The organism is Amycolatopsis sp. EV170708-02-1 (assembly GCF_022479115.1).
GTDB lineage: Bacteria > Actinomycetota > Actinomycetes > Mycobacteriales > Pseudonocardiaceae > Amycolatopsis.
The window spans coordinates 8,087,637-8,114,155 of record NZ_CP092497.1; the positions used below are offsets into that span (position 1 = coordinate 8,087,637).

At 69.8% G+C, this 26,519-nt stretch carries 32 protein-coding genes and 1 pseudogene; 16 read left to right on the forward strand and 17 right to left on the reverse strand.

Going from position 1 to position 26,519, the window contains the following annotated elements; genetic code table 11:
• Nucleotides 1-45 precede the first annotated feature (45 nt).
• Complete coding sequence (locus tag MJQ72_RS36640; protein ID WP_240595607.1) at nt 46-918, reverse strand: GGDEF domain-containing protein; 873 nt, start codon at nt 916-918, stop codon at nt 46-48.
• A gap of 257 nt (nt 919-1,175) precedes the next feature.
• Here MJQ72_RS36640 and MJQ72_RS36645 point away from each other — a divergent pair, with 257 nt between their 5' ends.
• The 8 genes from MJQ72_RS36645 to MJQ72_RS36680 all read left to right on the forward strand — a co-directional run bounded on the left by MJQ72_RS36645 (nt 1,176) and on the right by MJQ72_RS36680 (nt 9,233).
• Nucleotides 1,176-3,413 carry a sigma-70 family RNA polymerase sigma factor gene (locus MJQ72_RS36645; protein ID WP_240595608.1) on the forward strand — a complete coding sequence of 746 codons (2,238 nt, stop codon included), beginning with the start codon at nt 1,176-1,178 and terminating at the stop codon, nt 3,411-3,413.
• A 10-nt stretch (nt 3,414-3,423) separates the two neighbouring features.
• Nucleotides 3,424-3,924 (forward strand): GtrA family protein, encoded by a 501-nt coding sequence (locus MJQ72_RS36650; protein ID WP_240595609.1) that lies wholly within the window; start codon nt 3,424-3,426, stop codon nt 3,922-3,924.
• 219 nt (nt 3,925-4,143) lie between these two features.
• Complete coding sequence (locus tag MJQ72_RS36655) at nt 4,144-4,683, forward strand: GtrA family protein (RefSeq protein ID WP_016331373.1); 540 nt, start codon at nt 4,144-4,146, stop codon at nt 4,681-4,683.
• 237 nt (nt 4,684-4,920) lie between these two features.
• Entirely contained in the window at nt 4,921-6,279 is a 1,359-nt protein-coding gene (locus MJQ72_RS36660) for an MDR family MFS transporter (protein WP_240595610.1), read from the forward strand.
• An 11-nt stretch (nt 6,280-6,290) separates the two neighbouring features.
• Nucleotides 6,291-7,127 (forward strand): SDR family oxidoreductase, encoded by an 837-nt coding sequence (locus MJQ72_RS36665; protein ID WP_240595611.1) that lies wholly within the window; start codon nt 6,291-6,293, stop codon nt 7,125-7,127.
• A gap of 272 nt (nt 7,128-7,399) precedes the next feature.
• Nucleotides 7,400-8,047 carry a response regulator transcription factor gene (locus MJQ72_RS36670; RefSeq protein ID WP_240595612.1) on the forward strand — a complete coding sequence of 216 codons (648 nt, stop codon included), beginning with the start codon at nt 7,400-7,402 and terminating at the stop codon, nt 8,045-8,047.
• Between the two features lie 135 nt (nt 8,048-8,182).
• Complete coding sequence (locus MJQ72_RS36675) at nt 8,183-8,815, forward strand: response regulator transcription factor (RefSeq protein ID WP_016331368.1); 633 nt, start codon at nt 8,183-8,185, stop codon at nt 8,813-8,815.
• A gap of 4 nt (nt 8,816-8,819) precedes the next feature.
• Nucleotides 8,820-9,233, forward strand: a complete 414-nt coding sequence (locus MJQ72_RS36680) for a DUF4255 domain-containing protein (protein WP_240595613.1) — start codon at nt 8,820-8,822, stop codon at nt 9,231-9,233.
• Here the strand turns inward: MJQ72_RS36680 and MJQ72_RS36685 are convergent.
• The 3 genes from MJQ72_RS36685 to MJQ72_RS36695 all read right to left on the reverse strand — a co-directional run bounded on the left by MJQ72_RS36685 (nt 9,211) and on the right by MJQ72_RS36695 (nt 11,777).
• Entirely contained in the window at nt 9,211-9,723 is a 513-nt protein-coding gene (locus MJQ72_RS36685) for a hypothetical protein (protein ID WP_240595614.1), read from the reverse strand. The two genes, MJQ72_RS36680 and MJQ72_RS36685, sit on opposite strands and share 23 nt — an antisense overlap.
• 64 nt (nt 9,724-9,787) lie before the next feature.
• Nucleotides 9,788-11,071, reverse strand: a complete 1,284-nt coding sequence (locus MJQ72_RS36690) for an ATP-binding protein (RefSeq protein WP_240595615.1) — start codon at nt 11,069-11,071, stop codon at nt 9,788-9,790.
• A gap of 1 nt (nt 11,072) precedes the next feature.
• Nucleotides 11,073-11,777, reverse strand: a complete 705-nt coding sequence (locus MJQ72_RS36695; protein WP_038519243.1) for a response regulator transcription factor — start codon at nt 11,775-11,777, stop codon at nt 11,073-11,075.
• Between the two features lie 42 nt (nt 11,778-11,819).
• Here MJQ72_RS36695 and hisN point away from each other — a divergent pair, with 42 nt between their 5' ends.
• Nucleotides 11,820-12,605, forward strand: a complete 786-nt coding sequence (hisN, locus tag MJQ72_RS36700; protein ID WP_240595616.1) for a histidinol-phosphatase — start codon at nt 11,820-11,822, stop codon at nt 12,603-12,605.
• 88 nt (nt 12,606-12,693) lie between these two features.
• On the opposite strand, the gene MJQ72_RS36705 is transcribed toward hisN, so the two are convergent.
• From MJQ72_RS36705 to MJQ72_RS36725, 5 genes are all read right to left on the reverse strand, one after another.
• Complete coding sequence (locus tag MJQ72_RS36705; RefSeq protein WP_240595617.1) at nt 12,694-12,969, reverse strand: hypothetical protein; 276 nt, start codon at nt 12,967-12,969, stop codon at nt 12,694-12,696.
• Entirely contained in the window at nt 12,966-13,766 is an 801-nt protein-coding gene (locus tag MJQ72_RS36710) for a TNT domain-containing protein (RefSeq protein ID WP_240595618.1), read from the reverse strand. The genes MJQ72_RS36705 and MJQ72_RS36710 overlap by 4 nt, the downstream gene beginning before the upstream one ends.
• Before the next feature lie 120 nt (nt 13,767-13,886).
• Nucleotides 13,887-14,819 (reverse strand): hydroxymethylglutaryl-CoA lyase, encoded by a 933-nt coding sequence (locus tag MJQ72_RS36715; protein WP_240595619.1) that lies wholly within the window; start codon nt 14,817-14,819, stop codon nt 13,887-13,889.
• A complete protein-coding gene (locus tag MJQ72_RS36720) occupies nt 14,819-15,391 on the reverse strand; it encodes a PH domain-containing protein (protein WP_240595620.1) in 573 nt (190 codons plus the stop codon). The genes MJQ72_RS36715 and MJQ72_RS36720 overlap by 1 nt, the downstream gene beginning before the upstream one ends.
• A gap of 97 nt (nt 15,392-15,488) precedes the next feature.
• A complete protein-coding gene (locus MJQ72_RS36725) occupies nt 15,489-16,313 on the reverse strand; it encodes a biotin--[acetyl-CoA-carboxylase] ligase (protein ID WP_240595621.1) in 825 nt (274 codons plus the stop codon).
• A gap of 80 nt (nt 16,314-16,393) precedes the next feature.
• Between MJQ72_RS36725 and MJQ72_RS36730 the strand changes: the two are divergent.
• Nucleotides 16,394-17,508: pseudogene (locus tag MJQ72_RS36730) on the forward strand (C40 family peptidase).
• 48 nt (nt 17,509-17,556) lie between these two features.
• The gene (locus MJQ72_RS36735; RefSeq protein ID WP_240595622.1) at nt 17,557-18,033 is read left to right on the forward strand and encodes a hypothetical protein; all 477 of its coding nucleotides are present in this window, start codon (nt 17,557-17,559) and stop codon (nt 18,031-18,033) included.
• A gap of 22 nt (nt 18,034-18,055) precedes the next feature.
• On the opposite strand, the gene MJQ72_RS36740 is transcribed toward MJQ72_RS36735, so the two are convergent.
• The 3 genes from MJQ72_RS36740 to MJQ72_RS36750 are packed head-to-tail and all read right to left on the reverse strand — an operon-like array spanning nt 18,056 to nt 19,662.
• Nucleotides 18,056-18,289, reverse strand: coding sequence for a hypothetical protein (locus MJQ72_RS36740; RefSeq protein WP_240595623.1), 234 nt, complete (start codon nt 18,287-18,289; stop codon nt 18,056-18,058).
• A gap of 12 nt (nt 18,290-18,301) precedes the next feature.
• Nucleotides 18,302-18,835, reverse strand: coding sequence for a histidine phosphatase family protein (locus MJQ72_RS36745; protein ID WP_240595624.1), 534 nt, complete (start codon nt 18,833-18,835; stop codon nt 18,302-18,304).
• A complete protein-coding gene (locus MJQ72_RS36750) occupies nt 18,832-19,662 on the reverse strand; it encodes an alpha/beta fold hydrolase (protein ID WP_240595625.1) in 831 nt (276 codons plus the stop codon). Before MJQ72_RS36750 ends, MJQ72_RS36745 begins: the two co-directional genes overlap by 4 nt.
• Nucleotides 19,663-19,690: 28 nt before the next feature.
• Here MJQ72_RS36750 and MJQ72_RS36755 point away from each other — a divergent pair, with 28 nt between their 5' ends.
• The 5 genes from MJQ72_RS36755 to MJQ72_RS36775 all read left to right on the forward strand — a co-directional run bounded on the left by MJQ72_RS36755 (nt 19,691) and on the right by MJQ72_RS36775 (nt 22,159).
• Nucleotides 19,691-20,086: a nitroreductase/quinone reductase family protein gene (locus MJQ72_RS36755; RefSeq protein ID WP_240595626.1), complete on the forward strand. Its 396-nt coding sequence runs from the start codon at nt 19,691-19,693 to the stop codon at nt 20,084-20,086.
• Nucleotides 20,087-20,128: 42 nt separating this feature from the next.
• Nucleotides 20,129-20,524 (forward strand): MerR family transcriptional regulator, encoded by a 396-nt coding sequence (locus MJQ72_RS36760; protein WP_016331353.1) that lies wholly within the window; start codon nt 20,129-20,131, stop codon nt 20,522-20,524.
• Nucleotides 20,525-20,860, forward strand: a complete 336-nt coding sequence (trxA, locus tag MJQ72_RS36765; protein WP_240595627.1) for a thioredoxin — start codon at nt 20,525-20,527, stop codon at nt 20,858-20,860.
• A 203-nt stretch (nt 20,861-21,063) separates the two neighbouring features.
• A complete protein-coding gene (locus MJQ72_RS36770) occupies nt 21,064-21,687 on the forward strand; it encodes a LysE/ArgO family amino acid transporter (RefSeq protein ID WP_240595628.1) in 624 nt (207 codons plus the stop codon).
• Between the two features lie 46 nt (nt 21,688-21,733).
• Nucleotides 21,734-22,159: a VOC family protein gene (locus MJQ72_RS36775; protein ID WP_240595629.1), complete on the forward strand. Its 426-nt coding sequence runs from the start codon at nt 21,734-21,736 to the stop codon at nt 22,157-22,159.
• Here MJQ72_RS36775 and MJQ72_RS36780 read toward each other — a convergent pair.
• The 5 genes from MJQ72_RS36780 to MJQ72_RS36800 are packed head-to-tail and all read right to left on the reverse strand — an operon-like array spanning nt 22,156 to nt 26,496.
• Complete coding sequence (locus MJQ72_RS36780; protein WP_240595630.1) at nt 22,156-23,916, reverse strand: prolyl oligopeptidase family serine peptidase; 1,761 nt, start codon at nt 23,914-23,916, stop codon at nt 22,156-22,158. The two genes, MJQ72_RS36775 and MJQ72_RS36780, sit on opposite strands and share 4 nt — an antisense overlap.
• A gap of 4 nt (nt 23,917-23,920) precedes the next feature.
• Nucleotides 23,921-24,361 (reverse strand): SRPBCC domain-containing protein, encoded by a 441-nt coding sequence (locus MJQ72_RS36785; protein ID WP_240595631.1) that lies wholly within the window; start codon nt 24,359-24,361, stop codon nt 23,921-23,923.
• Complete coding sequence (locus tag MJQ72_RS36790; protein ID WP_240601514.1) at nt 24,358-24,675, reverse strand: helix-turn-helix transcriptional regulator; 318 nt, start codon at nt 24,673-24,675, stop codon at nt 24,358-24,360. The genes MJQ72_RS36785 and MJQ72_RS36790 overlap by 4 nt, the downstream gene beginning before the upstream one ends.
• A gap of 59 nt (nt 24,676-24,734) precedes the next feature.
• Nucleotides 24,735-25,433, reverse strand: a complete 699-nt coding sequence (locus MJQ72_RS36795) for a lysoplasmalogenase family protein (RefSeq protein WP_240595632.1) — start codon at nt 25,431-25,433, stop codon at nt 24,735-24,737.
• Between the two features lie 52 nt (nt 25,434-25,485).
• Entirely contained in the window at nt 25,486-26,496 is a 1,011-nt protein-coding gene (locus MJQ72_RS36800; protein WP_240595633.1) for a GlxA family transcriptional regulator, read from the reverse strand.
• Nucleotides 26,497-26,519: the final 23 nt, after the last annotated feature.

Below are 26,519 nucleotides of genomic sequence, written 5' to 3' on the forward strand. Positions count from 1 at the left end.
ACAGGGTCGGCCGTGACCTGGAGAACCTCTTACGCTAACCCAGCGTCAGGAGCGCGCGAGGCTGCCGAGCAGATCGCACGCCAGGTCGTAGGTCGCCGGGAGCCGGACCGCCGAAATCTGCGGACGGCCGGTGTCACGCAACTGCGCGTCCACCGAAAGCCGCTCGTTGAGCGCCCTTCGCAGCGCGACGCCGGACGAGGCGAGCCTCACGTCCTTCGGCACGAGGGCGCCCGCGACGGACGGCCCGATCGAGGCGACGCTCTCCCCGCCGTCGAACACCTGCTTCAACGCGTCCGCGACCAGGATCATCCCGGTCAGCCGGGGCCAGCCCGCGACCGAGCTGAAGTCCATCGACACCACGAGCAGCGTGTGCGCCTCCGCGACCGGCCGCTCGTCACGGCGGGCCTGGCGGTACAGCTCACTCAACCGGGTTCTCAGATACGCCGCGGTGGGCAGGCCGGTGAGCGGTTCGGTGACCTCGGTGTTCACCAGCTGGTCGGTCGCGACGTCCGCCCAGGCCAGCGCCGTCACCCGCAGGAGCCGGGACGGCGTGGAGTCGACATCCGGAGCGAGGAAGCCGTCGACCGCGTCCGGGTCGGCGAGCACGGCGTGCAACGCCGCGAGGTCCGCGAGCGTCTCGGCCAGTCCCGCGCCCGCGGCGGCCCGTGCCCGGCCCAGCCCCGCGAGGGCGGTCTCAGCCATTTCCGCGGGAGCGACCCGGCCGTTCTTGATCACCGCCGCGCAGACGGCGTCGACCTCGGGCAGGCCCCAGTCGCTGGGGAAACGCCAGCCCGCGGCCAGGCTGGCCGTCCGCCAGCGGGCCCGCAGTGTGCGGAGCGTGCGATCTCGTTCGAACCGGTTCCAGGCGGCTTGCCCGTCGGATCCCCCGGACGGCGCACCGGTGGCCGGTACGTCCACTGCCCACCGCCCCTTTCCGTTCCGATCTTTTCGATCTTGCGATCGCTTCACGGTGGGGACGCCCGTCCACGCCGCGCGTGACGGCGTTTTTCAAGGATCTTTCCGAACTCTTCGGTAACCCGTCCTGGGTGATGGCGTTGCGCCCTCCGGGTCATCGAAGGGACCGCGAGGTGACGTGCGTCGCCCGGTCCGTCACACTGAGCGTGTTCGGGCGTTAGGAAGAGTAGACCCGCCTAACCCGCAGATGAAGGAGCCCCGTGTCCACCGTTCCCGCCGATCTCTCCGGTAAGAGTGACGCCGAGCTGATCGCCGAGGTGCGTGACGGGAAGATCGCGTCTTACGGAACCCTTTACGAGCGCCACGCCGGCGCGGCGCACAATCTCGCCCGCCAGCTCGCCCGCTCGAGTTCCGAAGCCGACGACCTCGTTTCGGAAGCCTTCGCGAAGGTTCTGGACACGCTGCGCGGCGGCAAAGGCCCCGACGCCGCGTTCCGCGCTTACCTGCTGACCGCGCTCCGGCACACCGCCTACGACAAGACGCGCAAGGACAAGCGCGTCGACCTGAACGAGGACATGTCCGACGTCGGCGGTGCCGTCGGCGAAGCGCTGACCGTCCCCTTCTCCGACACCGCCGTCGCCGGGCTCGAGCGCACGCTCGCCGCGAAGGCGTTCGCCCGGCTGCCCGAGCGGTGGCAGGCGGTGCTGTGGCACACCGAGATCGAAGGGCAGACGCCCGCCGAGGTCGCGCCGCTGCTGGGGCTGACCGCGAACGGTGTCTCCGCGCTCGCCTACCGGGCCCGTGAAGGCCTGCGGCAGGCCTATCTGCAGGTCCACCTGGCCGAGAACTCCGCCGAACGCTGCCGCGCGAGCGCGGACAAGCTCGGCGCGTGGACCCGCGACGGGTTGTCCAAACGCGAACGCGCCCAGGTGGAGAACCACCTGGACGAATGCGAGAAATGCCGCGCGCTGGCCGCGGAACTGGCCGACGTCAACACCGGTCTGCGCGGGATCATCGCGCCGATCGTGCTCGGTGGCGCGGCTCTCGGGTACCTGGCGACGACCGGGGCAGGCAAGGCGGGCGCGGTCACCGCGGCCGCGACGGCCGCCGCCGCGGGCTCGACTTCGGGCGGCGCCGCCGGTGCCGCCGCGGCCGGACCGCGCCAATTCGCGGGTGTGGCCGGATCGAGCGCGGCCATCGTCGCCGCCGTCGCGGTGGCGCTCGCCGCCGGTGGCGGCACCCAGGAGATCCCGGCCGCCGCGGCCGTCCCTCCGCCCGCCGTCGCCCCCGCTCCCCCGCCGGCCGCCCCGCCCGCGGCACCGCCGCCCGCCGCCCCGCCGGCGCAGCAGCCCGTGCCGCCCGCTCAGCAGGTGCCACCGCCGGCCCAGGTTCCGGCCCCGGCACCCGCCCCGGTTCCCACGCCCGCCGAGCCGCCCGCGCCTGCGCCGGTGATCCCGGCGCCTCCGGTGATGACGGCGTCGACCCCGCCCGGCGGTGTCCAGCTCAGGCCCGGCGAGCCGGCCGACCTGCCGATCACCGTGCGCAACGACGGCGGTTCGAAGTCCGAGCCCGTGGCGGTCTCGCTGAATCTGCCCAAGGGCGTGCGGGCCATCAACGCCGCCGGCGGCGGTGGCGCGATGGGCGCCAACGGCTTCCGTCAGCAGGCACCCGGTCCGATCACGGTGAACTGCCCCGGCGGCACCGGCACGGTGACCTGCCGGACCGGTACCGGGCTCGAACCGGGACAGTCCGCGGTGCTGAAGTTCCGGCTGCGCGCCGACGGGACGGCCGAGGACGGCAGCGTGGTCACCGGTTCGGTGACGGCGGGTGCGCAGATCAAGGTGTCGATCGAGGTGAAGGTCAAGGTGCCGTCGCCGCAGGACGCCCTCACCCTGCGCGCTGAAAGCGTCTGGCCGTCCTCGTTCCCCTGGTTCCGCAATCCGTGGATGACCATCCAGGTGACGAACACCGGCGAGTCGACGAAGCCGGTGACGATCACACTCGACCACCGCGTGCTCAACTCGTCGAGCTTCTCCGGCGTCCGATGCACTCCGACGGGCGAAGGTTCGTCGTGCACTTCGCGTGGTTCGCTGACCCCGGGGCGTGAGGCGCGCGTATATGTCCAGCTGAAAGGGCGCCCGGCGGCCAACATACCGGTGACGGTGAACGCCACCCTCGGCGCTGCCAAGGCGAAACCGGTCGCGGTCTACTTCGGCTGCTGGCACCACCACTGTGACGACAACGCGCTGCTTCCGTCAACGACGGTGCCTTCGCTGCCTTCGGTCACTTCGAAGCCTTCGGATCCTCCGGACACGACGAAGCCTGGGCGCCCTGGGTGGCCTGTTCCGCCGAAGAAGCCTTCGCCGTCCGCGACGTCGTCCGAGCCTGCGCAGCAAGAGCCCGCCCAGCCGGAGACGACCACGAGCGCGCCGCCGCGGCCCGGCAAGTCCAAGCCGTCCACCCAGCCCAACGGAGTGGTCGACCGCATTTTCCAGTAGCGTCGCCCGCATGCTCGGGAAGCATCGCGAACTGTTGCGGTTCGTTCTGGTCGGGGGCGCGAGTTTCGTCATCACGATGACGATCACCTACGGGCTGAAGTTCACCGTGCTGACCGACAAACCGGTGACCGCGCTGATCATCGGCGTCCTGGTGGCGACCGTCTTCTCGTACGTCGCGAACCGCGAATGGTCCTTTCGCTCCCGCGGCGGCCGTGAGCGCGCGCACGAAGCGGCACTGTTCTTCCTGCTCAGCGCGATCGCGCTCGGCCTCAACGCGCTTCCGCAGCTGGTTTCGCGGTACGTGTTCGAGCTGGAGCAGCCGCATGTCTCGCTGCTGACCCAGGAGGTCGCCGACTTCGTCAGCGGCGTGCTCGTCGGGACCCTGCTCGGCACGGCGTTCCGGTGGTGGTCGTTCAAGAAGTGGGTCTTCCCCGAGGTCGGCGCGCGGCCGCGGGTGCTGCGAGGTGGCGGGCAGGAGATTTCCGACATTCCCGACGAACCGGCCGCCTGACGTCGCGTGGTAGCAAAGGTCCCCTGCTCTCTTTTCGCAGGTCAGCGGGCCGAGTGGCAGCAAAGGTCCCTTGCTCCCCCTGCGCGGCCGGCACAAAGACGGCAGGGCGAGCCGAGCCAGGCCCGAAACGCTCGTCACCGAAACACCCAAAGCGTCATATATCGCGCTGTCCATCCCCTGCCAGCCCGCTCGACGGGCGACGCGAATTAGACTGATCCGGTGACCGTGGTCGAATCCGTCCTCTCCAGGACGCCCGAGCCGCTCCGATCCGTGCTGATCAAGCACCGTGAGCTGTTGAAGTTCGCGATCGTGGGCGGCACGACGTTCCTGGTTGACAACGGCGTCTGGTACCTGCTGAAACTCAGCGTGCTGGAGTCGAAGCCGACCACGGCGAAGGCCATCGCGATCATCGTCGCGACGATCGTGTCCTACATCCTCAACCGCGAATGGTCCTTCCGCACCCGCGGCGGCCGCGAGCGGCATCACGAGGCGGCGCTCTTCTTCGTGATCAGCGGCATCGCCGTGGTGGTCAACCTGATCCCGCTCTACACGTCGCGCTACATCTTCGATCTCGAAGTGCCGCACGTGACGCGGTTCGTCCAGGAGTTCGCGGACTTCACGAGCGGGTCGATCATCGGCATGCTGCTGGCGATGTTCTTCCGCTTCTGGGGGTTCAAGAAGTGGGTCTTCCCGGATGAGCTGGGCAAACGCCGCCGGGACAGCGACGAGCCGGACGACGACGTCGTTCCCCTCCACTGAATAACTTGTCAAAAGACATGTGATTGTCTAGGGTCATCCATGTCAACGTTCCTTCACTGATGACGCCGGCCGGGTTCGCACGGTCGAGCGGGACGAATTCGAGGTGATCGCCAAGCGCGAAGAGGACCGCATCCGGTTCGGATGACGGTTGAGCCTTTTCCCGTCTTGGCGGGGATCCGGGGCACTGCTCCGCGTCCCTCGCGTTCCCTCGTTTCTTCCAGTGAACGGATCTCTTTCTTGAGCACCATTCTCGGCGCGCCTCCGCGCGCCCGAAACATCCTTGCCCTCGTCGGGCTCTTCGCCGCCGTGTTCCTGGCGATGCTCGACGCCCAGGTCGTCGCGACCGCCCTGCCCCGCATGGTCGGCGAGCTCGGCGGCGCCGCGTCGTTCGCCTGGGTCACCACGGCCTATCTGCTGGCGGGCAGCGTCAGCGCGCCCGTCTACGGGAAGCTCGGCGATCTCTTCGGCCGCAAGCGCGTCGTCCTCGTCGCGATCGCGCTGTTCGTCCTCGGCTCGCTCGCCTGCACCCTCGCGCCGACGATGCCGCTGCTGATCGCCGCCCGCGTCCTGCAGGGCATCGGCTCCGGCGGCTTGTTCGTCGCGGTCGCCGCGATCATCGGCGAACTGTTCCCCGGCCGCGAAGGCGCTCGCTACTTCGCCTGGTTCTCGATCTGCTTCGCCGGGTCCTCGCTGGCGGGCCCTGTCGTCGGCGGTGTCCTGACCGACCTGGCGGGCTGGCGGTCGATCTTCGGTCTCAACGTGCCGATCGGCCTGGCCGCGTTCGGCGTCGTCGCCCGGTTCCTGCGGCTCGAACGCCGCCGGACGACCGCACCGTTCGACTTCGCGGGCATCGTCGTCCTGTCCGGCGCGATCGTCGGCCTGACCTTGGCGACTCCCCTGTCGGCCTCGATCGGCGCGGTGCTGCTCGTCGCCTTCCTGTTCATCGAGCGCCGCGCGGCCGAACCGGTCGTCCCGCTCCGGCTGTTCCGCTCCAGGATGTTCGGCCTGAGCGTGCTGGCCGGCGCCGCGGCCGGGTTCGTCTTCCTCGGTTCGGTCAACTACCTGGCGCTCTTCCTGCAGACCGCGGGTGGCGCCGGGCCTTCCGAAGCCGGGCTCCTGCTGCTGCCCATGACGCTCGCGGTCGCCGCGTCGTCGATGGTCGCGGGCCGGGTCATCGCCAAGACCGGCGCCTACCGCTGGGCGCCGATCCTCAGCATGACCCTCGGCCTCGCCGCCGCGCTCGCGCTGTCCACGATGGATGAAACGACGCCGTTGCCGCTCGTCGTCGCCTATCTCGTCGCCTTCGGCGCGGCCGCCGGGCTCACCATGCAGGTGCTGTCCATGGCGGCGCAGCAGAACGTCGCCAGGACCGATCTCGGCGCCGTTTCGGCGACCGTCGGCTTCCTTCGCTCCCTCGGCACCACTGCCGGGCTGACCGTTTTCGGCGCGGTGTTCACGAACGCCTTCACCGACGACAGTCCCGCCGGCTACGCGTCCGCGCTCGACGGCGTGTTCCGGGTGATGGTCCCGGCACTGGTCGTCGGCCTCGTCGCTTCCCTCTTCCTGCCGCGCGTTTCCCTGCGGCGCGACCACTAAGGAGTCTTCCGATGATCCTCGTTCTCGGTTCCACCGGCAAAATCGGCCGCGAACTCGTTCCCGCTCTGCTGGACAAGGGCGTGCACGTCCGTGCCCTGACGCGCGATCCGTCCCGTGCCCGGATCGACCCTCGTGCCGAGGTCGCCGCCGGTGATCTCGACACCTTCGATCCCGCGCTGCTCGACGGCGTCGAGCGGGTGTTCGTCCTGACCTCCGGCCACGGGTCCGACCCGCTCGCCCAGGAACAAGCGGTACTCAAGGCCGCCGCCGGCGTCTCGCACATCGTCAAGCTCTCCACCACCGGAGTCCACTTCGGACAGACAGACCCGATCTCCCTCGTGCACGCCGAGGCCGAGCGGGCCGTGCGCGAAGCCGGGCCGGACTGGACGATCCTGCGCCCCGGCACGTTCATGGACAACCGGTTCGCCTGGCTGCACGCCGTTCGCGGCGATGGCGTCATCCGCGTCCCCGAAGGCGATCCGGCGTCGGCGCTGGTGCACGTCCGCGACATCGCCGAAGTCGCCGCGACCGTGCTGACCGGTGACGGGCACGCGGGCAAGACCTATCCGATCACCGGCGGCGAAGCGCTCACGACGCGGCGGCAGGTCGAGATCCTCGGCGACGCTCTCGGGCGACGATTGACCTACGTCGAAGAGCCCGAAGCCGCTTCGCGCGCCCGGATGCTCGGGTACGGGTGGCCCGCTTCGGCGGTCGACGGGATCTTCGAGCTCAAACGGCAGTCCGCCGGGAAGGAGGAGATCGTGTTCGACACCGTTCGCGAGCTCCTCGGCCGGTCGCCGCTGACATTCGCGGACTGGGCTCGCGAGCACGCCGAAACCTTCGCCTGACCTGCGAAAAGGGAGCAAGGGACCTTTGCTACCACCCGACGATTGAGGCGCTGTCCGTGAAGGCCTCCTTGAGGGACCCAGAGTCCCTCAAGGAGGCCTTCACGGACTTGCAACCCCAGCGTGGGCCGAAAGGGTTAATGGGTTGGGCGAGCCTCCGCCATACGCGATACTCATCAGGCGTTTAATTCTCGCCGGTCCGCTGTCCGGACCTCGCGTTGTCCGTGACCGGCCCTCTCGCTAACGTGCCGCGTCGGGGAGACAGGGGGAACCGTATGAACGAACGTCTTCGCGTGCTCGTGGTCGACGACCATCCACTGTTCCGGTTCGGGGTGTGCACACTGCTCGCCAACGAACCGCTGATCGACGTCGTCGGCGAGGCCGCGAGCGGCGCGCACGCGATCAGCGCGGCGAGCGCGCTCTCGCCCGACGTCGTGGTCATGGACCTGCATTTGCCCGATATCAGCGGTGCCGAAGCGACCCGGCACATCGTCGCCGAACGGCCCGGCGTCGGCGTGCTCATGCTGACGATGGCCGACGAAAGCGAATCCGTTTTCTCCGCGATGCGGGCCGGAGCCCGCGGATATCTGCTGAAAGACGCGGAGCCCGACGAAATCATCCGCGCCGTGCACGCCGTCGCGAGGCGCGAAGCGATCTTCGGACCCGACATCGCGACGCGGGTCCTCGGTTTCTTCAACCACACTCAGCCGGCCACGGACACGGTTTTCCCGGAACTCACCGTCCGCGAACGAGAGGTCCTCTCGCTCATCGCGGGCGGGCACAGCAACACGGTCATCGCCAGCACTCTGTGCCTCAGCCCGAAGACCGTGCGGAACCATATTTCGAACGTCTTCAGCAAGCTTCACGTCGCGGACCGCGCCGAAGCGATCGTCCGCGCCCGAGAGGCGGGGCTGGGTCGCTGAAAAAGCGACCCCGATAAGGGCGGCTTTTCGGGCAATTCCGGGACCGGAGTCCCATGCGCTCGGGACACCTCACCCGGCAGGGTGAGTAGCGCGAGGGGTGGGGCCCTCGCACCGTTCGAGGGGAATGGGAATCACATGTTCGAACCGAACCGGACACCGGTGGTCGTCCGCGCGACCGATCCGATCCTGCACAACGGCGTCTGCATGACGCTCCGCTCCCGTGACGACGTCTGGCTGGTGGACGGGGAGACCGCCGACCCGACCATGGTGGCCCTCCTGGTCACCGATCGCCTCGACGAGGCGATGACGCAACTGCTGTCCGCACTGCACCACCAGGGCTTCACCCGCATCGTGCTCATCGCGGGTGAAGTCGACGACAACGAGATCCTCAGCGCCATCGAACACGGCGTCTGCGCGGTCGCCCGCCGCTCCGAGGCGGGCGCCGACGTCCTGGTCCGGCTGATCAAGGCGGCCGCCGCCGGGGAAGGCGCGCTCCCGCCCGACCTGCTCGGCAGGCTGCTGCACCGGGTCTCGCGGCTGCAGCGTCAGGTGCTGCAGCCACGCGGCCTGCACCTCGGTGGCATGAGCAACCGGGAGACCGAGGTGCTCAAGCTGGTCGCGTCGGGGTTCTCGACGCAGGAGATCGCCGACCAGCTCTGCTACTCGCAGCGCACGGTGAAGAGCATCCTGCACGACGTGACCAACCGGTTCCAGCTCCGGAACCGCTCGCACGCGGTGGCTTACGCGCTGCGTGAGGGATTGATCTGATCCCGTGATCAGCCAGGTCGACGAGGCCCTGTGCCGGCTCATCGCACCCCATCTGCCGGAGGGGACGGTGGTCCGGCTCGATCCGCCGAAACCCACCTGGCAGACCGAGACACGGGTGTCGAGCGTCGATCTGTTCCTCTTCGCCCTGCACGGCGCCGGCCCGGGAACCGGCGCCGTGCGGGCGAGGCGGTGCGAACTGTCCTATTTGGTCACCGCGCGGGCGGACAAGGTCCGCGACGAACACACACTGCTCGACCGGTCGCTGCGGGTCCTGATCGGGACGGAGTTCCTCGTGGTCGACGAGCAGCCGTTGCCGATCACCCTGGAGGAGACCGATCCGACCGGGCTGTGGGTCAGCCTCGGCCTGCCCGCCCGCGCGGCGTTCGTCGTCACCGTCACGGCGGAGTACCGAGACTGAGCACCGAGGCCCGCCGCAGGACCACCCCGCCGATGGACGCCAGCTCCCCGTCGAAGAGTTCGCTCCACTCGGCGGCGCTCCCGGGCGGGCCGCAGTCACCCGCCCGCCTCGCCCACTCCGCGCGGACTTCGAGGCGGTAGCCGAGGATGCCGGTCAGGGTCAGCCCGTTCCGGCTGGCGCCGACCCCGCACATGCCCTGGTAGAGCCTGCCGTCCGGCGGCCGGAATTCGGCGCTCCGCTGGACGAACCGATGGCCCGCCGCTCCGGTGACGGTCGCGACCGGGGTGTCGATCCCGCTGACGAACAGGCCTTTGGAGAGCAGGTCGAGGGCTTCGGCCTCCATCCGCTCCACCACACCGGGAGGACGGCGGCACGCGTACAGCGCGCCGTCGAAGGACAGCCGCACGGTGACCGCCACCTTGCCGATCTCCAGGGTCGCCGCGGCCACCGGACTCACCGGTGGGCGGTACCGGAACGCCGTCGCATGCACCCCCCGACGGTAAGTCGCCGCGCGGCCACGGCATTGCCCGATCGGGACGTCCTTGGGGCGTTTCTTAACGAGGGACCCGCTCGGCGGGCCACCGTACTTCGGCCACGTCCCCCGGCCGAGGCACCTTCAGGAAGAGACTGAACACCGCCGGTTGCTTGCTCGACAGCTCCAGCCTCCCGCCGTCGGCCTCGATGAGCGCACGGGCGAGCGCGAGACCGACACCGGTCGACCCGCCGCCGGAGAATCCGCGTTCGAAGATGTGCGGCGCCAGCTCTTCGGGCACTCCGGACCCGGTGTCGGCGACCTCGACGACGACAGTGCCCTCCGCGTCGCCGCGCCGGGCGGCGAGCGTGACCGTTCCCGCGCCGTGGCGCAGCGCGTTGTCGAGCAGGACACCGACGACCTCGCGCAACCGGCCGGGCGTCGCCCTCGCCCTCAGCCCGTCGGTGACGCGGATGCGCAGATGCCTGCCCTCGGCACGGAGCAGCTGCCGCCATTCTTCGGAAACCTCGGGGAGCACCTCCGCCAGATTCACCGGTTCCGCGCCGACCTCACGCGCCGCCCGCGCGGCGGCCAGCAGTTCGTCGAGCGCTTCGGCGAGCCGGTCCGCCTGTTCCTGCGCGGCCTTCGCCTCGTCGACGACGTCCTGATCGGAGTGGACGGTCAGCGGTTCGAGCCGCAGCTGCAACGCGGTCAACCGGCTCCGCAGCTGATGCGAGACGTCGCCGACGAGCTGGCGTTCCCGCTGGACGAGCTGCGCGAGCGCCGAACCGGACGCGTCGAGCGCTTCGGCGACCATGTCGAGCTCGCCGACGCCGTAGCGCTTCGGATCCGGCCGGAAATCACCGCCGCCGAGTCTGACCGCGCGATCCGCGACGTGTCTCAACGGTTTCGCGAGCCTTCGCGCGGTCACCGTCGCGACCACCGTGCCGGTGCCCACCGACAGCACGACCAGCAGCACCACCAGCAGCGTCACCTGGGTCTGGCGAGTGCGCATCGGCCCGGCGGGCACGGACAGCTCGACCTCGCCGTGCAACGCGATCGGCGCTCGCTCGGACACCACGTCCGAACCGGGGTCGGAGCCGTAGCGTTTCTCGATCTGCCCCTGCGCGCGGACGGTCAGCAGCCCGCCCTGCGGCACGGCGACCCGGACCAGGTCGAGGTTGATCGGCTGGCCGACGGCGATCTCGTTGTCCAGCGTCGCCGCTATCCCGCGGGCCGAGGAAGCGAGGTTCTCGCGGTTGAGGTTCTCGACCAGCTGCCACGCGGTGATCCCCAGCGGGATGCCCAGCACCGCGGCGGTGACCGCGACGGCGAGCAGGATCGCCAGGAGGATGCGGCGGCGCATGCTATTCCGCGTTGAAGCGGAAGCCGACGCCGCGGACGGTGGCTATCCGCCGTTCGCCGTCGCCGTTCCCGCCGGGTTTGCCCGCGCGCCCGGCCGCTTCGTCGGCCGCGATGGCGAGCTTCCGCCGGAGCCACGACATGTGCATGTCGAGTGTCTTCGAGGTCTTCGATTCGAGGTCGTTCCACACCTCGGCGAGGATCTCGTCGCGGCTGACCACCTGGCCGGCACGGCTCATCAGCACCCGGAGCAGCTCGAACTCCTTGTTCGCCAGCTGCACCTCGTGCAGGTCGACGGTGACCATCCGGGCACCGAGGTCCATCCGCACTCCCCCGGCTTCGAGCACGTCGGGCGCCCGGCGGCGGAGCAGCGCCCGGATGCGGGCCAGCAGTTCGGCCAGCCGGAACGGCTTGGCGACGTAGTCGTCGGCGCCGGCGTCGAGCCCGACCACGAAGTCGACCTCGTCCGTGCGCGCGGTGAGCATCAGCACGGGCACCTCGGTACCGCTGGCGCGCAGGCGGCGGCACACTTCGAGGCCGTCCATCCCCGGCAGGCCGAGATCGAGGACCAGCAGATCCACGCGGTCGCTCTCGGTCGCGTCGAGGGCGGCAGGCCCGTCGCCGACGACCCGCACCTCGTACCCCTCCCGCTGGAGTGCGCGGGAAAGCGGATCGGCGATGGCCGGGTCGTCCTCGGCGAGTAGCACCATGCTCACCTGGTCAACTCTACGACTGCCGGGCGTGAAACCATCGTGACCGTGCCCGGCTACGAGAATGATCTTGAACTCGCCACTCGGCTGGCCGACGCCGCCGACGCCATCACGACCGCCCGGTTCCGCGCGCTCGACCTGGCCGTGGAACGCAAACCCGACCGGACGCCGGTCACCGACGCGGACACCGCCGTCGAGGACGCCATCCGCGCGATCCTCGCGACGGACCGGCCGGACGACACGGTGCTCGGCGAGGAACGCGGCGGCACCGCCGCGACCGGGCGCGCCTGGGTGCTCGACCCGATCGACGGGACGAAGAACTTCCTGCGCGGCGTCCCGGTGTGGGCGACGCTGATCGCGCTGGTCGAAGACGGCGAGCCCGTGGTCGGCATGATCAGCGCGCCGCTGCTCGGCCGCCGCTGGTGGGCCGCCGCCGGGGACGGCGCCTGGATGAGCGACTCCGCCGGGGAACGCCGCATCTCGGTGTCGAAGGTCGCGTCGCTCGAAGACGCGTATCTGTCCACAACGGACCTGAACTCGTGGGTGGAGTACCACTCACGCGAGAAGTACCTCGACCTCGTGAACGCGTGCTGGGAAAGCCGGGCTTTCGGCGATTTCTGGCACCACTGCCTGGTCGCCGAGGGCGCGCTCGACGTCACCGCGGAATGCATCGTGAACCCGTGGGACGTCGCCGCGGCCCAGGTGCTGATCACCGAAGCCGGTGGCCGCTTCAGCGACCTGAGCGGCGAAGCGCGCTACGACAACGGCTCGGCGCTTTCGACGAACGGGCTGCTCCACGACGAGGTCTTGGCGATCCTGAAGCGCTGAACGCGCGCGGGTGGCATGTCGCGAAAGCCACTTTCGGGACATCAGACATCGCGAAAGTGGCTTTCGCGACATCCCTGACCAAGGCGGGTCACTGCGCGCCGGGCAGCAGCCCCACCGCGCCGCGCGCGACCTGCGACCAGGCGAGACGTCCGAAAAGGTAGTGGCAGGCGACCTGCTCGCTGGTGAACCGCGCCCAGTCGTATCGGTTGCCCTGCTCCCGCCAGAAGACCTCCCAGGCGGGCTCGGCGCCCTCTTCTTCCGCGCGCATGAGGCACCAGGCGTTGTCCACCTCCGCGCCGACCGAGACCACTTCGGGCGGCACGCCCAGCGCGGCCAGCCACCGCAGGATCGTCCCCGTGTTCACCGAACCTCCCCCGTGACGTCCGCCAGGAAGCCCAGCGTGACAAGTTCATCGGCGCCCAGCACCGTGCGGAAGCGCACCCCGCCGCCCGGCTGGCCGAACCACCCGGCGCTCACCGAGCGCCAGACCGGCAGCGGCCGGACGACGCGGTAACGCCGGTAGGCGCCGGCCTGGTCCGGCGGTAGCGAGCGCATCGGGAACAAGGTCGCGTCCTCGGCGAAGATCCGGCCGTGCTGATCCCCGAAGCGGTCGAGATGAGTGCCGGCCTCGAGCATCGACGGCGTCGCCGGATCGCTTTCGGCAGGCCACAGATAGCCCTTCCCGGTCACGAAGCGCTCTTTCCAGTCCTCTTCGGACATTTCGCCCCACGGATGGTGTCCCCTGGTCAATTCCGGCGGCGGAACCGCGGCCGGAGTCGTCGGCGAACGCCGGAAACCGCTGCTGACATGGGACAACGCGTCGAGGTCGTCGAGCACGTCCGCCTCGGGGTGGTCCTGCGGTCCGGAACCGCCGCCGGGCAGCGGCAGCTGACGCGCGGGTTTGCCCATCGCGACCGGGAGATGCCCGATGGGGAACATGTGCACGAGGAACAGCGCGATCACGCTTTCCCGCTCCGTCCGCAACGCCCCCATCGGCGGCGGGGCGGCGGGCTTCGGCGGGAAGGGCACCCGCAGGGGCGCCACCGCGGGCGGCCACGGCGAAGGCGCGTACGGAGCGCGCGCCCCGTGCGGTGGTGTCGGGGCGTCGTACTCGACGGGCAGCCGGATCGGGCCCGTTCCGGCCTCGCTCGGATCGGTCACCGCACCTCCCCAAGGAATCGGTTCCCACCGGCGAACCGGGGGAGGCAGCGGACAGGACGCGCTACGACCTTAGCGCCGGACGGCGTTCTCGTCGGCGGATACCCGAAAGCGCGGCGAACCTCATCCCGCGAGCGCGTTGACCACCCGGGACGGACTCGGCCTGCCCAGCTTCCCGGCCATCCACTTGCTCGTCGCCACCAGCGCGTCGAGATCGACACCGGTTTCGACGCCGAGACCGTCGAGCATCCACACGAGATCCTCGGTCGCGAGGTTCCCGGTGGCCGATTCGGCGTACGGGCAGCCGCCGAGGCCACCGGCCGAAGAGTCCACAGTGGACACGCCGCAGCGGAGGGCCGCCAACGTGTTCGCGAGCGCCTGGCCGTAGGTGTCGTGGAAATGGACGGCCAGTGCCTCGACGCCGGAGAACTCCCCGATCAGCGTCTCGACCTGCCCCGCGGTGGCGACGCCGATCGTGTCGCCGAGCGAGAGCTGCGAGCATCCGAGGTCCAGGAGCCGCTTACCTACTCCGGCGACCTGCGCGGCCGGGACGGCGCCCTCCCACGGGTCGCCGAAGCACATCGACACGTATCCGCGGACGTCGAGCCCTTCGGCGCGTGCCCGGGTGACGACCGGCTCGAACATCGCGAACTGGTCGTCGACCGTCGAGTTGAGGTTCTTCTTGGCGAAGGTCTCGGTGGCGCTGGCGAAGATCGCGATATGCGAAACCCCGGCCTCCAGCGCCCTGTCCAGCCCGCGCTCGTTCGGCACGAGCACCGGGTACCGGACGCCCTCGCGCTGGTCGAGGCCGGCGAGGAGCTGCTCGGCGTCGGCCAGCTGCGGCACCCATTTCGGGCTCACGAAGCTGGTCGCCTCGAGCGTGGTCAGCCCGGAATCGGCGAGCCTGTCCAGGAATTCGAGTTTGACCTCGACCGGGACGATCGACTTCTCGTTCTGGAGACCGTCACGCGGGCCGACCTCCCAGATCGTCACCCGCTCCGGCAGGGAGTAGACGGACGGGACCTGCTCCGGCAGCCCCAGCTCTCGCGTGCCCATCAGCGCCGCCGGTTTCCGCGCGGCGGGTGCCCCTGCGGCGGCAGTGGCTCGGTCTGCTGCGGTCCCGGCGCGAAGTCGTCGTACGGGTTGTCGTTGACTTCGCGGTAGATGACCGTGTGCACGCGCTCGACCTTGGGGATGTCGTCGAACTTCAGCGGTTCGTCCGACGCGGACTCGATCACCAGCGTGCCGCAGCCGAACACGCGGTCCAGCAGCCCGTGCTCGAACTGGACGCTGTTGATCCGCGACAGCGGGATGTCGATGCCGGTCCGCTTCAGCACACCCTCGCGGGCGATCAACCGGTCCGTGGTGACGATGAAATGCGTCGTGCGCCACCGGACGAACGGCGCCAGGAACAGCCACACGACGAGACCGATCCCGACCGCGGCGATCGCGATCTCGGAGATCAGGTCCCACGGGGCCGTCGCGTCCTTCGCGACGACGGCCAGCCAAATCCCCGCGCCGAGCGTGACGATCAGCGCGAGGAACGGGAAGATCAGCATCTTGAAATGCGGGTGACTGTGCACCACGACGTGCTCGTTCTCGCTGAGCAAATCGTCCGGATAGGCCACGACGGACGCTCCCAAAGTGTGTTCGGCGCTGGTGAGCTCACCGTACCGGCGAACGGTCCCGGCGGAAGAGGAGACGCCGGAAATCGAGACGCACGGATCAGGCCTTGGCGGGCCGTACGTGGACGACGTCTCCGGCGAACACCGTGTACCGCTCACCACCGGGAACGTCGACCTGGAGCTGGCCGGCGGGATCGATGTCGGCGGCGCGGCCGGTGAGCGACGAGCCGTCGGGCAGCTGGACCTCGACGTCCTGGCCCAGCGTGGCGCAGAACCGCCGGTAGTCCCCCAGCAGACCGGCCTCGGCCAGTGACCCGCCCGCGAGCCGCCAGCGGCGTTCGAGCTCGTCGAACGCGGTGAGCAGCCGGACGCCGATCTCGGCGCGATCGGTCTCCGTCGCGCCCTGCTCGGCCAGCGAGGTGGCGGGCAGGCCCCCGGGCCCGGCCGGGACGCTCTCACCGAGCGGCCGCACGTTCAGGCCGATGCCGAGGATCACGGTGGTCTCGTCACCGGCGACGGCCTCCGCCAGGATGCCCGCGCATTTGGCGCGGTCCGGACCGGCGAGGACGTCGTTCGGCCACTTGAGGACGGCGTCGACGCCCAGCCCCTCGGCGATCTCCCGGACCGCGAGGCCCGCGACCACGGAAAGTGAACCCAAATTGGCGAACGGGACGCCTCCGGGGCGCAGCAGCACACTGACGTAGAGGCCCGATCCCTTCGGCGAAGACCAGTGCCGGGCGCGGCGGCCGACCCCGGCCGTCTGCTCTTCGGCGATCAGCACCGTGCGGTCTTCAGCCCCCTTCGCGGCGGCTTCCCGCAGGTCGGCGTTGGTGGACCCGGTGCTCGCCACGACCTGGATCGCGGCGTACCGGCCGGACAGCGCGGCACTCAGACGCCCGGCGTCGAGCGCTCCCGTCTCACTCATTCGTCCAGAATATGAGAGTCCCCCTAACGTGCAAGGCGTTCGCTCGTTACGCAGAGGTGGTCTCCAATAATCTGGACGGCGTGACCGAGCCCGAGCCCGCGCCGAGCGCGTCCGAAACCAGCCGCAAGAAGTCGTGGGCGCACGGCGTGGCGATGCGCGGCCTGGTCGCCCTCCCGCTGGTCGCCGGGCTCGCGACGGCCGGCTGGCTGCTCGCGGGCGGGAACGATCCCGCCCCGGCGGACGGACGTCAGCCCGTACCCCTTCCCGCCGCGAAACAGGACCCGGCCACCGTCGGCGGCGGCGCGGGTCCGTCGGTCCTCGAAGTCAGCGCGCCGGTCAAGGCGCAGGAGACGCCGAAGGGCGCCCGGCCGCTCGAAGAGTGGGCCAACAAGCTGGCCGGGCCGCTCGACATCCCGGCGAAGTCGCTCATGGGCTACGCGAACGGCGAACTGGCGCTGCGCGGCGAGCAGCCGAACTGTCACCTGTCCTGGGTCACCCTGGCCGGGATCGGCGCGGCCAGCTCGAACCACGGACGCGGCGGTGAGAACCCCTCGGCCTGTCGGCGCAGCAGTGGAAGAAGCACGGCGCGTCGATCCCCGGCATCGCGAAACCCGCGCTCACCGATCCCGACTCGGCCTCGGTCGCCGCCGGCCGCGCCCTGTGCGCTTCCGGAGCCGACCTCGGCGGCGGCAACGGCTGGTGGAAGGCCATCGCCGGGTACCAGGGCGGCAAGGGCAACGAGGCCGAGCTGTTCCGCCAGCGTGTCCTGGGCAACGCGCAGCTGTACGCGACCCTGTCCCTCGACCCGGCGCGCTCCGCCAGCCCCGCCGTGAAGGCGACCCGCTTCGCCCTCGGTCAGCTGGGCCTCCCGTACGTGTGGGGCGGCAACGGCCCCGAAGCGGGCGCGGCGGGCTTCGACTGCTCCGGGCTGACCAAGAAGTCCTACGACGAAGCCGGTGTCGCGCTCCCGCGGACCGCCGACAGCCAGTTCCGCGCGCTGCCGCAGGTGTCCGGCGAGCCGAAGCTCGGCGACCTCGTGTTCTACGGGAACCCGTCGACGCGGATCCACCACGTGGGGCTGTACCTCGGGAACGGGCTGATGATCAACGCGCCCACCGAGGGCCAGGCGATCCAGATCCACACGTATCACTCGAAGGGTGACGATTACACGGGTGCCGGGCGGCCCGCGGCCTGAACCGGCCAACCACCGGCGGCCCCGGCCGCCGATGCCTACCGTGTGCTCATGCGTGAGATCGAGTTCCGCAGGTCCTCCACGGAACCGAGGCGACCGGACGAGCGGGAAACGTGGCTTCGAGTCCTGATCGACGGCGTTCCTTTTCTCGACCTGGTGCGCGAGACCGAACTTCCCGGCGCACTCGCGGAACAGAAGGAGCGCGGCGCGGAATTCCCGGACGAACCCGAGGACTCGCTCGCCGGGGATTACGCGAATTCGACGCGCCTTTCCGCCGGGCATCTGCTCGGCGAAGCACCGGATCGCGTTCCGCACGGCGCGGAAGACGACGAGTACCTGTTGCTGGGGTGCTCGTGCGGTATCGAGGATTGCTGGGCGCTGGTGGCGAAGATCGCGGCCGACGAAGACACGGTTACGTGGTCGGGTCTCCGTAACACGTACCGGGACTGGAACTACGACACGCTCGGTGCTCTGACGTTTTCGCGACGGCAGTACGAGGGGTCGCTTCACGCCGTTTTCGGCGCTTGAGTCACGTTCGGCGGAAGCCCACTCACGGCGTGATCCAGACCGTCACCCGGGTAGGCCGATGGCGCCCCGATCCCGGCGACGACTGACGCACGACTCGCCCTTCCGAGCGCCCTGTCAACGGCGTCGTCGCGCCTGACTCGTACAGCACGATCTCGGCTTCCCCAGCGAGCGCGAGAGCCTGGGCGACCGAAAGTCCCACGAACTCCGGGATCGGCCACGGCATGTCGTAGTCCAGGTTCCGTGACACGCCACTCATGAACACCTCCAGCTATCGGGGCCAACGCATCCGATGAACGGCGGGCATCGGCATGTCCCGCGAGAACGGCCAGTCGATTCCCGGCTCCACTCCGGCCAGCAGCCGGGACACGAAGGTTCCGTGGCTGCCCACCAGCACGACGCCGCCGGCGTACTGCTCCGCGAGCCGATCGGCCGCGGCCATCGCCCGTGCGGTCAGCCGCCGCAGGCTCTCGCCGCCCGGACGCGCGAAATCCGGATCGGCCCAGCTTCGCTCGTAGTGGACGGCGAAGTCCGGTGTCGGCTCCAGGCCCGAGTCCCACTCTCGCAGCTCCCAGCGCGTCGTGACTTCGAGGCCCGCCGCCCTGGCCGCGGGCGCGACCGTCGCGACGGCTCGCCGGTACGGGCTCGACACGACCGCCGTCGGGTTCATCGCGGCGAGTTCGCGCGCGAGCAGTTCCGCGGCCGCCACGCCCGCCGCGGTCAGCGGCCGGTCCGGGTCGTCGGGCTTCCCCGGCGACGGCGGAACGGACTCGGCGTGCCGGACGAGGACGATCTCGCAGCTCACGAATGAGCGCCCAGCCACTCGAGAGCAGCCTCTCCATGGCGGAGAACCGAGACGTGCCCGTCTTCGGGAAACACGCGCGACTCGGCCGTGGCGCACTGCCGGGCCAGCCACTCGCCGTGCGCGAGCGGCACGATCCGGTCCTCGCCACCGTGCAGGAGCAGGGCCGGGACCCGGAGGTCGGACGGCTGGAAACCCCACGGCGCCACGTACGCGAGATCGTCGTCGATCAGCGCGCCGGGCCCGCCCTCGACCGCGGGACCGACGACGTCGAGCACCCACTTCCAGTCACCCGACAAGGCCGCGTGGTCCGCCGGGGTGAACATCTCCGCGTCGTATTCGGCCGTCGCCTCGTACCTCTCCTTTTCCTCCCGCCCCGCCACGGCGGCGGCCAGGGATCCGGCTCCCGCCGCGCCCATCCCCGCGAACCAGTCCAGCCCGGCGGCGTCGTACGGGGCCAGGCTCGCCACGCAGACCATCGCCGACACCCGCTCCGGCAGCAGAGCCGCGCAGGCGAACGCGTGCGGCCCGCCACCGGAATGCCCGAAGACCGAGAACCGCTCGATTCCCAGTGCGTCGGCGATCTTCTCGACGTCCGACGCCGCCGACGCGACGTTCCGTCCTGGCCGCGGCGTCGAACCGCCGTAACCGGGCCGGTCGTAGGAGACCCACCTCAGTCCGAGGCGCTCGGCGGCCGGGAACAGCGGCACGGGCGGGGCGCCGATGTTCGGGGTCCCGTGGTGCCAGAAGACCACCGGACCGGCGCCGCCCGTGTCGTACGTGTGCAGTGTGGCCCCGTCCCCCAGGTCCACGTCCGACTCGTTCACCATGGGGCCGAGGGTAGGGCACCCTGGAGCCATGTCCCGCTATCACGAGATCAAGCACCGGGTGGCCACGACGTTCCAGCGCCACGTCGGTAACCCGATCCTCGTCCGGCTGCCGAGCCAGCCGATCCTGGAGACCACCGGCCGCAAGTCCGGGGTGGCCCGGCGGACACCGATCGGGGGCCGCCGGGTGGGCCGCGAGTTCTGGATCGTCTCGGAGTTCGGCGAGAAGTCGCAGTACGTCCGCAACATCCAGGCCGATCCGCGGGTCCGGGTCCGGCTCAAGGGCCGATGGCACACCGGCACGGCGCATCTGCTCCCCGGCGACGACCCCCGCGCGCGGCTCAAGGCCCTGCCCCGGCTCAACAGCGCCGCCGTGCGCGCGATCGGCACGAACCTCCTCACCATCCGGGTCGATCTCGACGAGTGAACGTTTGCCTTGACGCCAAGGGCAAGGTTTACGCTCGGCACCATGCGGATCGGCGAACTCGCCGCGCGTACCGGAACCACCACCCGCGCGCTGCGTTTCTATGAGTCACAAGGGCTTCTCGACGCACGGCGCGCGTCGAACGGGTACCGGGAGTACGACGAGGACGACTTCCGTCTGGTGAACGAGATCCTGACCCTGCAAGCGGTCGGGCTCAGTCTCGAAGACACCAGGCCGTTCGTCGAGTGCCTGCGCGCCGGGCACGAGACCGGCGACTCGTGCGCCGATTCGATCGAGGTCTACCAACGCAAACTCGCCGAGGTGGACGCCTGTCTGGCCAGGCTCAACGACGTGCGGGACAGCCTGCTGACCAAACTCGCCGGCGCGCTGAAAACGCCGCCGGGACCGTGCGTCGTCGTGCCGCGAACCGAGGAGGCCTGAGTGTCCCTTTCCGTCGTCACCGACGAAACCTTCCAAGAACTCGTCCTGGACCAGGACAAGCCCGTCCTGGTGGATTTCTGGGCGCAATGGTGCCCGCCCTGCCACATGATCGCGCCGGTGCTCGAGCAGATCGCCGTCGAACGCGCCGAGTCGCTGCTCATCCGCAAGCTCAACTCCGACGAAAACCCGCTCACGGCCAGGAACTATCAGGTCATGTCCCTGCCGACGCTGATCCTCTTCCGCGACGGAAGTCCCGTGTGGACGACCGTCGGCGCCCGGCCGAAGGCGAAGCTGCTGGCCGACCTGGACGCCGTTCTGCAGCCGTCCCTCTCGTGAGTGGCAAGGACGGTTCTAACCGTCCTTGCCACTCACGAGCCACATCGTGAACCGCGGGGTAATTGTGTTGCGCGGGGTGTCGCGAGTTCGCATCCTTCTCCCATGACTTCGACCCTCGCCTTCCTGCCGCCGTCCACCGTCGTCCGACGGGTGCGGGTGCAGCAGCAGGCCGGGTCCGGGTGGAGGCCGACACCAGTCCGGCCGTGAGCGCCGCGTTCGTCGCGGGCCTGCTCGCCGGGTATGGCATCGCCATCCCGGTGGGCGCGGTCGCGACCTATCTGGTGGTGCTGACGGCCAGGGCGGGGCTCAAGATCGGCGCGTACGCCGCGCTCGGGGTCGCCACGGCCGACGGCCTTTACGCGCTGGTGGCGGTCCTCGGCGGCGGGACGCTGATCCCGCTCATCGAACCGATCGCCGTGCCGCTGCGCTGGATTTCGGTGGTGGTGCTGCTCGGGCTGGCCGTCCACATCGGATTCACCGGGGTCCGGAACTTCCGCGCCTCCGCGAAGGCCGAGGTGACCGAACCGGTCGCGATCGGGCCGGTGAAGGCCTACGTGAGCCTCCTTGGGATCACCCTGCTGAACCCGACGACGGTGGTCTACTTCGCGGCGCTCGTGCTCGGCAGCGAGGACATGGCCGCAGCGAGCGGAGCGGAACACGTGGTGTTCGTGCTCGCGGCGTTCGCGGCTTCGGCCAGCTGGCAGTTGTTCCTCGCGGGCGGGGGCGCCGTCCTCGGCAAGGCGCTGACCGGACGCCGTGGACGGCTGGCGACCGCGCTGGCGTCGAGCGCGCTCATCACCGTGCTCGGCATTCGCCTTGTTTTGTGACGAATCGAGGGCCGTACTTGTCCGCATCGGTTGCGAGGCTGTGCCCATGACCGAAACCCAGCAGCGCCCAGCATCCCTCCACTCCTACCTCGCCTACCGCGATGCCCCGAAGGCCCTTCGCTGGCTTGAACGCGCCTTTGGCTTCGAGACCGTCACGGAATTCGCCGACGACAAGGGATTGATCCTGCATTCGGAACTGCGGCTCGGCGAAGTCCGGATCATCGTGTTCAGCGCGGAAGAGGACTACGACCGCCCGGTCCGCAAGGGGGAAACCGTCGGCCACGGCCTCTACGTCAGCCTTCCGACGCAAGAGGCCGTGGACGCCGTCTTCGCTTCCGCCATCGAAGCCGGCGCGACACAGGTCTGGAAGCCGGAGGACACCGAATGGGGCAATTACCGCTGTCGCGTCGACGATCTCGAAGGCTACGAATGGACTTTCGGCACGTACGTCCCCGGCGAGCCGCAGGGCTAGAGCAACCGCGCGAACCATTCGCGGGTGCGCCGAAGCAGATCCAGCTGGTGTTCCCGTCCGGCGATCCTGTGGCCTTCGCCGGGATAGACGACGAACTCGTGCTCGACGCCGAAGTGGCGTAGCGCGCGATGGAAGAATTCCGCCTGGGACAACGGGACGTTCGTGTCGTCCGCACCGTGCACGATCAGCACGGGGGTCTCGATCTCCGACGCGAAGGAGATCGGGCCGAGCTGATCGTGCCGGTGCGGGCCGGTCCCTTCCCAGCCGGTACTTCCACCGAGCGCCGCTTCGAACGGGCCGAATTCGCCGGTCGCGGCGAGCATCCCCCAGTCGCAGATCCCGGCCCCCATCAACGCCGCTTTGAACCGCCTGGTCCGGCCGACGGCCCAGGCGGCGACGAATCCGCCGTGGCTCCAGCCCGCGATACCGAGCCGCTCCGGGTCGGCGACCCCTTCGGCGACGAGGAGGTCGATCCCGGCTTCGAGATCGCTCCATTCCTCAAGCCCGACCCGTCCCCCGACGGCGGCGGCGAATTCGTGTCCATGTCCTTGTCCCCCACGGGCATTCGGCAGGAAGACCGCGTGCCCCGCCGGCGCGAGCCATTGCGCGGAAGGAAACCAGCCGAGCCGGAAGCCGTCGGCGTACCGATCGTACGGTCCGCCGTGCGGCAAGACGATCAGCGAGAACGGGCCGTCGTCCCGGGTCTTTCCCGGCGGGAGAACGAGCAGCCCGTCCAGAGTCAGCCCATCGGAAGCCTTGTAGGACAAACGTTCCTGTGCGCCCCAGGTGACTCCGGCGAACTCCGGCGCCGTATCGCTCACCTGCGTCGAGGGCTCGCCGATCGGTCCACAGTGGACATCCTTCGGCCGGTGAGCGGTGCTGAGCACGACGGCCACGAGCTCGCCGCTCGAAACGACGGCGTCCGCTTGCCCGCGCCAAAACGCCACTTCGCCCGCGCCGAGCCGATGGAGGGCCGTGTCGAGCCCGTCGGCGACGAGCACCAGCGGAGCGCCGGAATCGACCTGCGCGAGCCTGATCGGGCAGGCCGATTCCGGGGTCAGGGTCCGATGCTCCGCCGTTTCCACGGGGACGTCGAAGACCGCCCAGCCACCGATCATCTCCGGTGTCGCGCGATAGGCGACGTGCCAGCCGTCGCCGTCGCTCCACCAGACGGGGTTCGTGGCCTCGACCGCGGTCCTCCCGAGGTCGCGCCGCTCGCCGGTTTCCAGGTCCAGCGTGGAAAGCCGGGGTTCGAGCCCGCCGGGATCGAGTTCCGGGGTCGGCCAGGTCACCACCGCGAGCGCCCCGTCGTCCTGGCGGCGGGCGACGTCGACCACGTGGTCTTCGAGCAACGTCGTGATCTCACCGGTCCGCGGATCGAAACTCCGCAGCCGCGCCGGGCGGAGACTCTCGCTCCAGACCCAGATTTCCGGGGCAGGCGTTTCGTCCTCGGCGACGAACACGAACCGGTCCCGCATCGGAAGGAACGCGGTGATCTCGCTCCGCCAGGTGAACAGCGGCCCGTCCACCGTGTGGATCAGGCCGTCCCGGAGGAAATAGAGGGAGTTCGACGACCATCTGGGCATGGAGCCCTCGGCCAGCCTCCGGGGTTTCTCGCGGCCGTCGACGGACGCGAACCAGATTTCGGGGACACCCTTCGCGATGGTGTCGACCTGGTAGGCGATCCACCGTCCGTCGGCGGAGAGCGCGGGGTTCGACGGGACACGGCTGTCGACGATCAGCTCAGCGGTCAGCATGTGTTCATACTGCCGACAAAGCCTTCCCCAGTGCGTCGAGCCAGCTTCCGGTGCCCTGCTCGCGCCAGGCCGGTTCTTCGTGTCCGTCGAGGAAGGTGCCCTGCTCGATCAGCGTCAGCCTGGTTCCCTCGGCTTCGGCTTCGAGCAGCACCGTCGTGAGCGACACGGTCGCGAGGACGTCGTCGGTGGACAGGGTCGTGGCGTAGACGATCCGCTCGTCGTCGACGATGTCCTCGTAGCGCGAGTCGGCGATCAGCTTCCGGCCGTCACCGTTCGGACCCGTGGTGACCTCGCGGCCGCCGACGCGGAAGTCCAGGGAATGCTCACCGCCCGGCACGGTGAACCAGCCGGCTTTCGCGGCGGGATCGGCCCAGGCGGCGAAAACGCGTTCCGGCGGCACGGGGTAGACGCGCTCGAGGGTGAACGTGGCGTGTTTGACGGTCATGACCTGTTCCCTTCGTCGGAGTCCAGAAAGCCACCAAGGCGATCGAGCCGGTGTTCCCAGCCGGTGCGCTGCCCGCCGAGCCAGTCCTCGGCCATCCGCAGACCGTCCGGTTCGAGATGACAGGTGCGGACACGCCCCGCCTTCTCCGACCGGACGAGCCCGCTCGCCTCCAGCACCTGGAGGTGCTGCATCACGGCGGGCAGCGACATCGACAGCGGCTGCGCGAGCTCCCCCACCGAGGCGGGCCCCCGGGTGAGGCGCTCGATCATTTCGCGGCGCGTCCCGTCGGAAAGCGCCTTGAACACCTGGTCCATCCGTTGGTTAGGCACATGCTTAACCATGCACCCACTCCGAGCAATAGTCAAGTAAGTACTTAACTTTCCGCGGTCATGCCTTCGACGAGCAACCACTGCGACGCGAGATACGAGGTGAGCACGAAGGTTTCGAGGTTGGCCCGCGTCCGCTCACTGGTGACGAAGTTCCGGCGGATCAGGATCGCCAGATCCGACGCGGAGAACAGCAGCGCGCCGGCGGCGATCCAGGTCCGGCGGTCACCCGACGGGATCACCATCCCGCCCGAGACCTTGGCCTTCGGCGCCAGCACCGGGTCCGCCGCGAGGGTCGACGTCGTGCTCAGCAGGCCGCCGTAGACCGAGAGCACCGAAGAAACCGGAGACGGCTTCGGCAACGCCATCGCGACGGCGGCCGCGGCCCACGCCGCCAGCCGGGGTGGCGCGGTCGTCGCGCGCGGACGAGCTCCCCGGCGCCACAGCAGCGCGGAGTACAGCACCTGCATCACGCCGAACGAGGTCGCCCCCTTGATCAGCTCGCCGTCTTCGTCGGATCGGCCCATGAAATGATCGCCAGCCCCGGCCGCGATCAACGCGGCGACGAGCAGCCCCTTCTCCCCGGGCGCGAGCCCTCGCGCACGCGCGACCCGGGCGGCGAGCACCGGCACCGCCGCGGGTTTGGCCGCCAGCTGCAGCTTCCGATTGCCCGTCCTGGCGGAGTACACCGTGCCGATCGCGGCGGCGCCGAACAACACCCGTTCGGCGAACTTGAGAGCCTTCACCAACCACCTCCGGAACTTATTTCTGGGTAAGTTACCAGGAGGTCAGTCGAATTCAGACGGCTTCGCGGAAGGTGTTCCGGTACGCGCTCGGCGAGACCCCCAGCGCCGCCTGCAGATGCTGGCGCAGCGACGCGGCGGTCCCGAAACCCGCCTCGGCGGCGACCTTGTCCACCGGAAGGTCAGTCTCTTCGAGCAGCTGACGAGCCCTTTCGACCCGCTGCTGGGTCAGCCACTGCAACGCCGAGATCCCGACCTCGTCGCGGAACCGCCGCGTGAACGTCCTCGTGCTCATCGCCTCTTTCGCCGCCAGCTCGCGCAGGGTCAGCGGCCGGTCGAGGTTCTCCAGCGCCCAGGCCCGCGCCGCGGCCGTGGAGGAAGACTGCGGCTCCGGCACCGGCCGCCGGATGAACTGCGCCTGCCCGCCCTCGCGATGCGGCGAGACGACCGTTCCGCGCGCGACCTCGTTCGCGACCGCGGCACCGTGATCGCAGCGGATCATGTGCAGGCAGAGGTCGATCCCGGACGCGACGCCCGCGGCGGTCAGCACGTTCCCGTCGTCGGTGTAGAGCACGTTCGGGTCGAGGGCGACCTTCGGGAACTTCGCCTGGAAGTCCAGCGCCGAACGCCAGTGTGTGGTCGCCTTCCGGCCGTCGAGCAGGCCGGCCGCGGCGAGCACGAAGGCACCCGTGCAGATCGACGCGATCCTGGCGTCCGGGCGGATCAGCTCCAGCGCCCGCGCGAGCGGCTCCGTGAGGTCGTGCCCCGAAGGTTCGTATTCGGTGGACGACGCCGGGATGACGACGGTGTCGGCCTCGGCCAGCACTTCCGGCCCGCGCGCGACCGAAATGGTGACGTCGGCGTCGGTCCGGATCTGGCCGGGTTCCGGCGTGCAGGTGACGACTTCGTAGAGCGGCTCGCCCTCGGCCGACTTGGCCGTGCCGAACAGACGGGTGACGATGCCCAGCTCCATCACCAGCATGCCGTGCCGGACCAGCACGGCGACCCGATGGCGGCCGGGATGCGCGAAGAAGCCCATGGCTCGATTCTTGCACATGTTGTCCATCGGGCCACTCGTCTCGGCGGCCG

What these genes read in the sequence shown, in the direction of transcription:
- MJQ72_RS36650 (WP_240595609.1), top strand. Translation starts at nt 3,424, where the DNA reads ATGCTCGGGAAGCATCGCGAACTGTTGCGGTTCGTTCTGGTCGGGGGC.
- MJQ72_RS36665 (WP_240595611.1), top strand. Translation starts at nt 6,291, where the DNA reads ATGATCCTCGTTCTCGGTTCCACCGGCAAAATCGGCCGCGAACTCGTT.
- MJQ72_RS36670 (WP_240595612.1), top strand. Translation starts at nt 7,400, where the DNA reads ATGAACGAACGTCTTCGCGTGCTCGTGGTCGACGACCATCCACTGTTC.
- MJQ72_RS36675 (WP_016331368.1), top strand. Translation starts at nt 8,183, where the DNA reads ATGTTCGAACCGAACCGGACACCGGTGGTCGTCCGCGCGACCGATCCG.
- MJQ72_RS36690 (WP_240595615.1), bottom strand. Translation starts at nt 11,071, where the DNA reads ATGCGCCGCCGCATCCTCCTGGCGATCCTGCTCGCCGTCGCGGTCACC.
- MJQ72_RS36695 (WP_038519243.1), bottom strand. Translation starts at nt 11,777, where the DNA reads ATGGTGCTACTCGCCGAGGACGACCCGGCCATCGCCGATCCGCTTTCC.
- MJQ72_RS36715 (WP_240595619.1), bottom strand. Translation starts at nt 14,819, where the DNA reads ATGGGCACGCGAGAGCTGGGGCTGCCGGAGCAGGTCCCGTCCGTCTAC.
- MJQ72_RS36725 (WP_240595621.1), bottom strand. Translation starts at nt 16,313, where the DNA reads ATGAGTGAGACGGGAGCGCTCGACGCCGGGCGTCTGAGTGCCGCGCTG.
- MJQ72_RS36735 (WP_240595622.1), top strand. Translation starts at nt 17,557, where the DNA reads ATGCGTGAGATCGAGTTCCGCAGGTCCTCCACGGAACCGAGGCGACCG.
- MJQ72_RS36740 (WP_240595623.1), bottom strand. Translation starts at nt 18,289, where the DNA reads ATGAGTGGCGTGTCACGGAACCTGGACTACGACATGCCGTGGCCGATC.
- MJQ72_RS36750 (WP_240595625.1), bottom strand. Translation starts at nt 19,662, where the DNA reads ATGGTGAACGAGTCGGACGTGGACCTGGGGGACGGGGCCACACTGCAC.
- MJQ72_RS36755 (WP_240595626.1), top strand. Translation starts at nt 19,691, where the DNA reads ATGTCCCGCTATCACGAGATCAAGCACCGGGTGGCCACGACGTTCCAG.
- MJQ72_RS36760 (WP_016331353.1), top strand. Translation starts at nt 20,129, where the DNA reads ATGCGGATCGGCGAACTCGCCGCGCGTACCGGAACCACCACCCGCGCG.
- MJQ72_RS36775 (WP_240595629.1), top strand. Translation starts at nt 21,734, where the DNA reads ATGACCGAAACCCAGCAGCGCCCAGCATCCCTCCACTCCTACCTCGCC.
- MJQ72_RS36780 (WP_240595630.1), bottom strand. Translation starts at nt 23,916, where the DNA reads ATGCTGACCGCTGAGCTGATCGTCGACAGCCGTGTCCCGTCGAACCCC.
- MJQ72_RS36785 (WP_240595631.1), bottom strand. Translation starts at nt 24,361, where the DNA reads ATGACCGTCAAACACGCCACGTTCACCCTCGAGCGCGTCTACCCCGTG.
- MJQ72_RS36790 (WP_240601514.1), bottom strand. Translation starts at nt 24,675, where the DNA reads ATGGACCAGGTGTTCAAGGCGCTTTCCGACGGGACGCGCCGCGAAATG.
- MJQ72_RS36800 (WP_240595633.1), bottom strand. Translation starts at nt 26,496, where the DNA reads ATGGACAACATGTGCAAGAATCGAGCCATGGGCTTCTTCGCGCATCCC.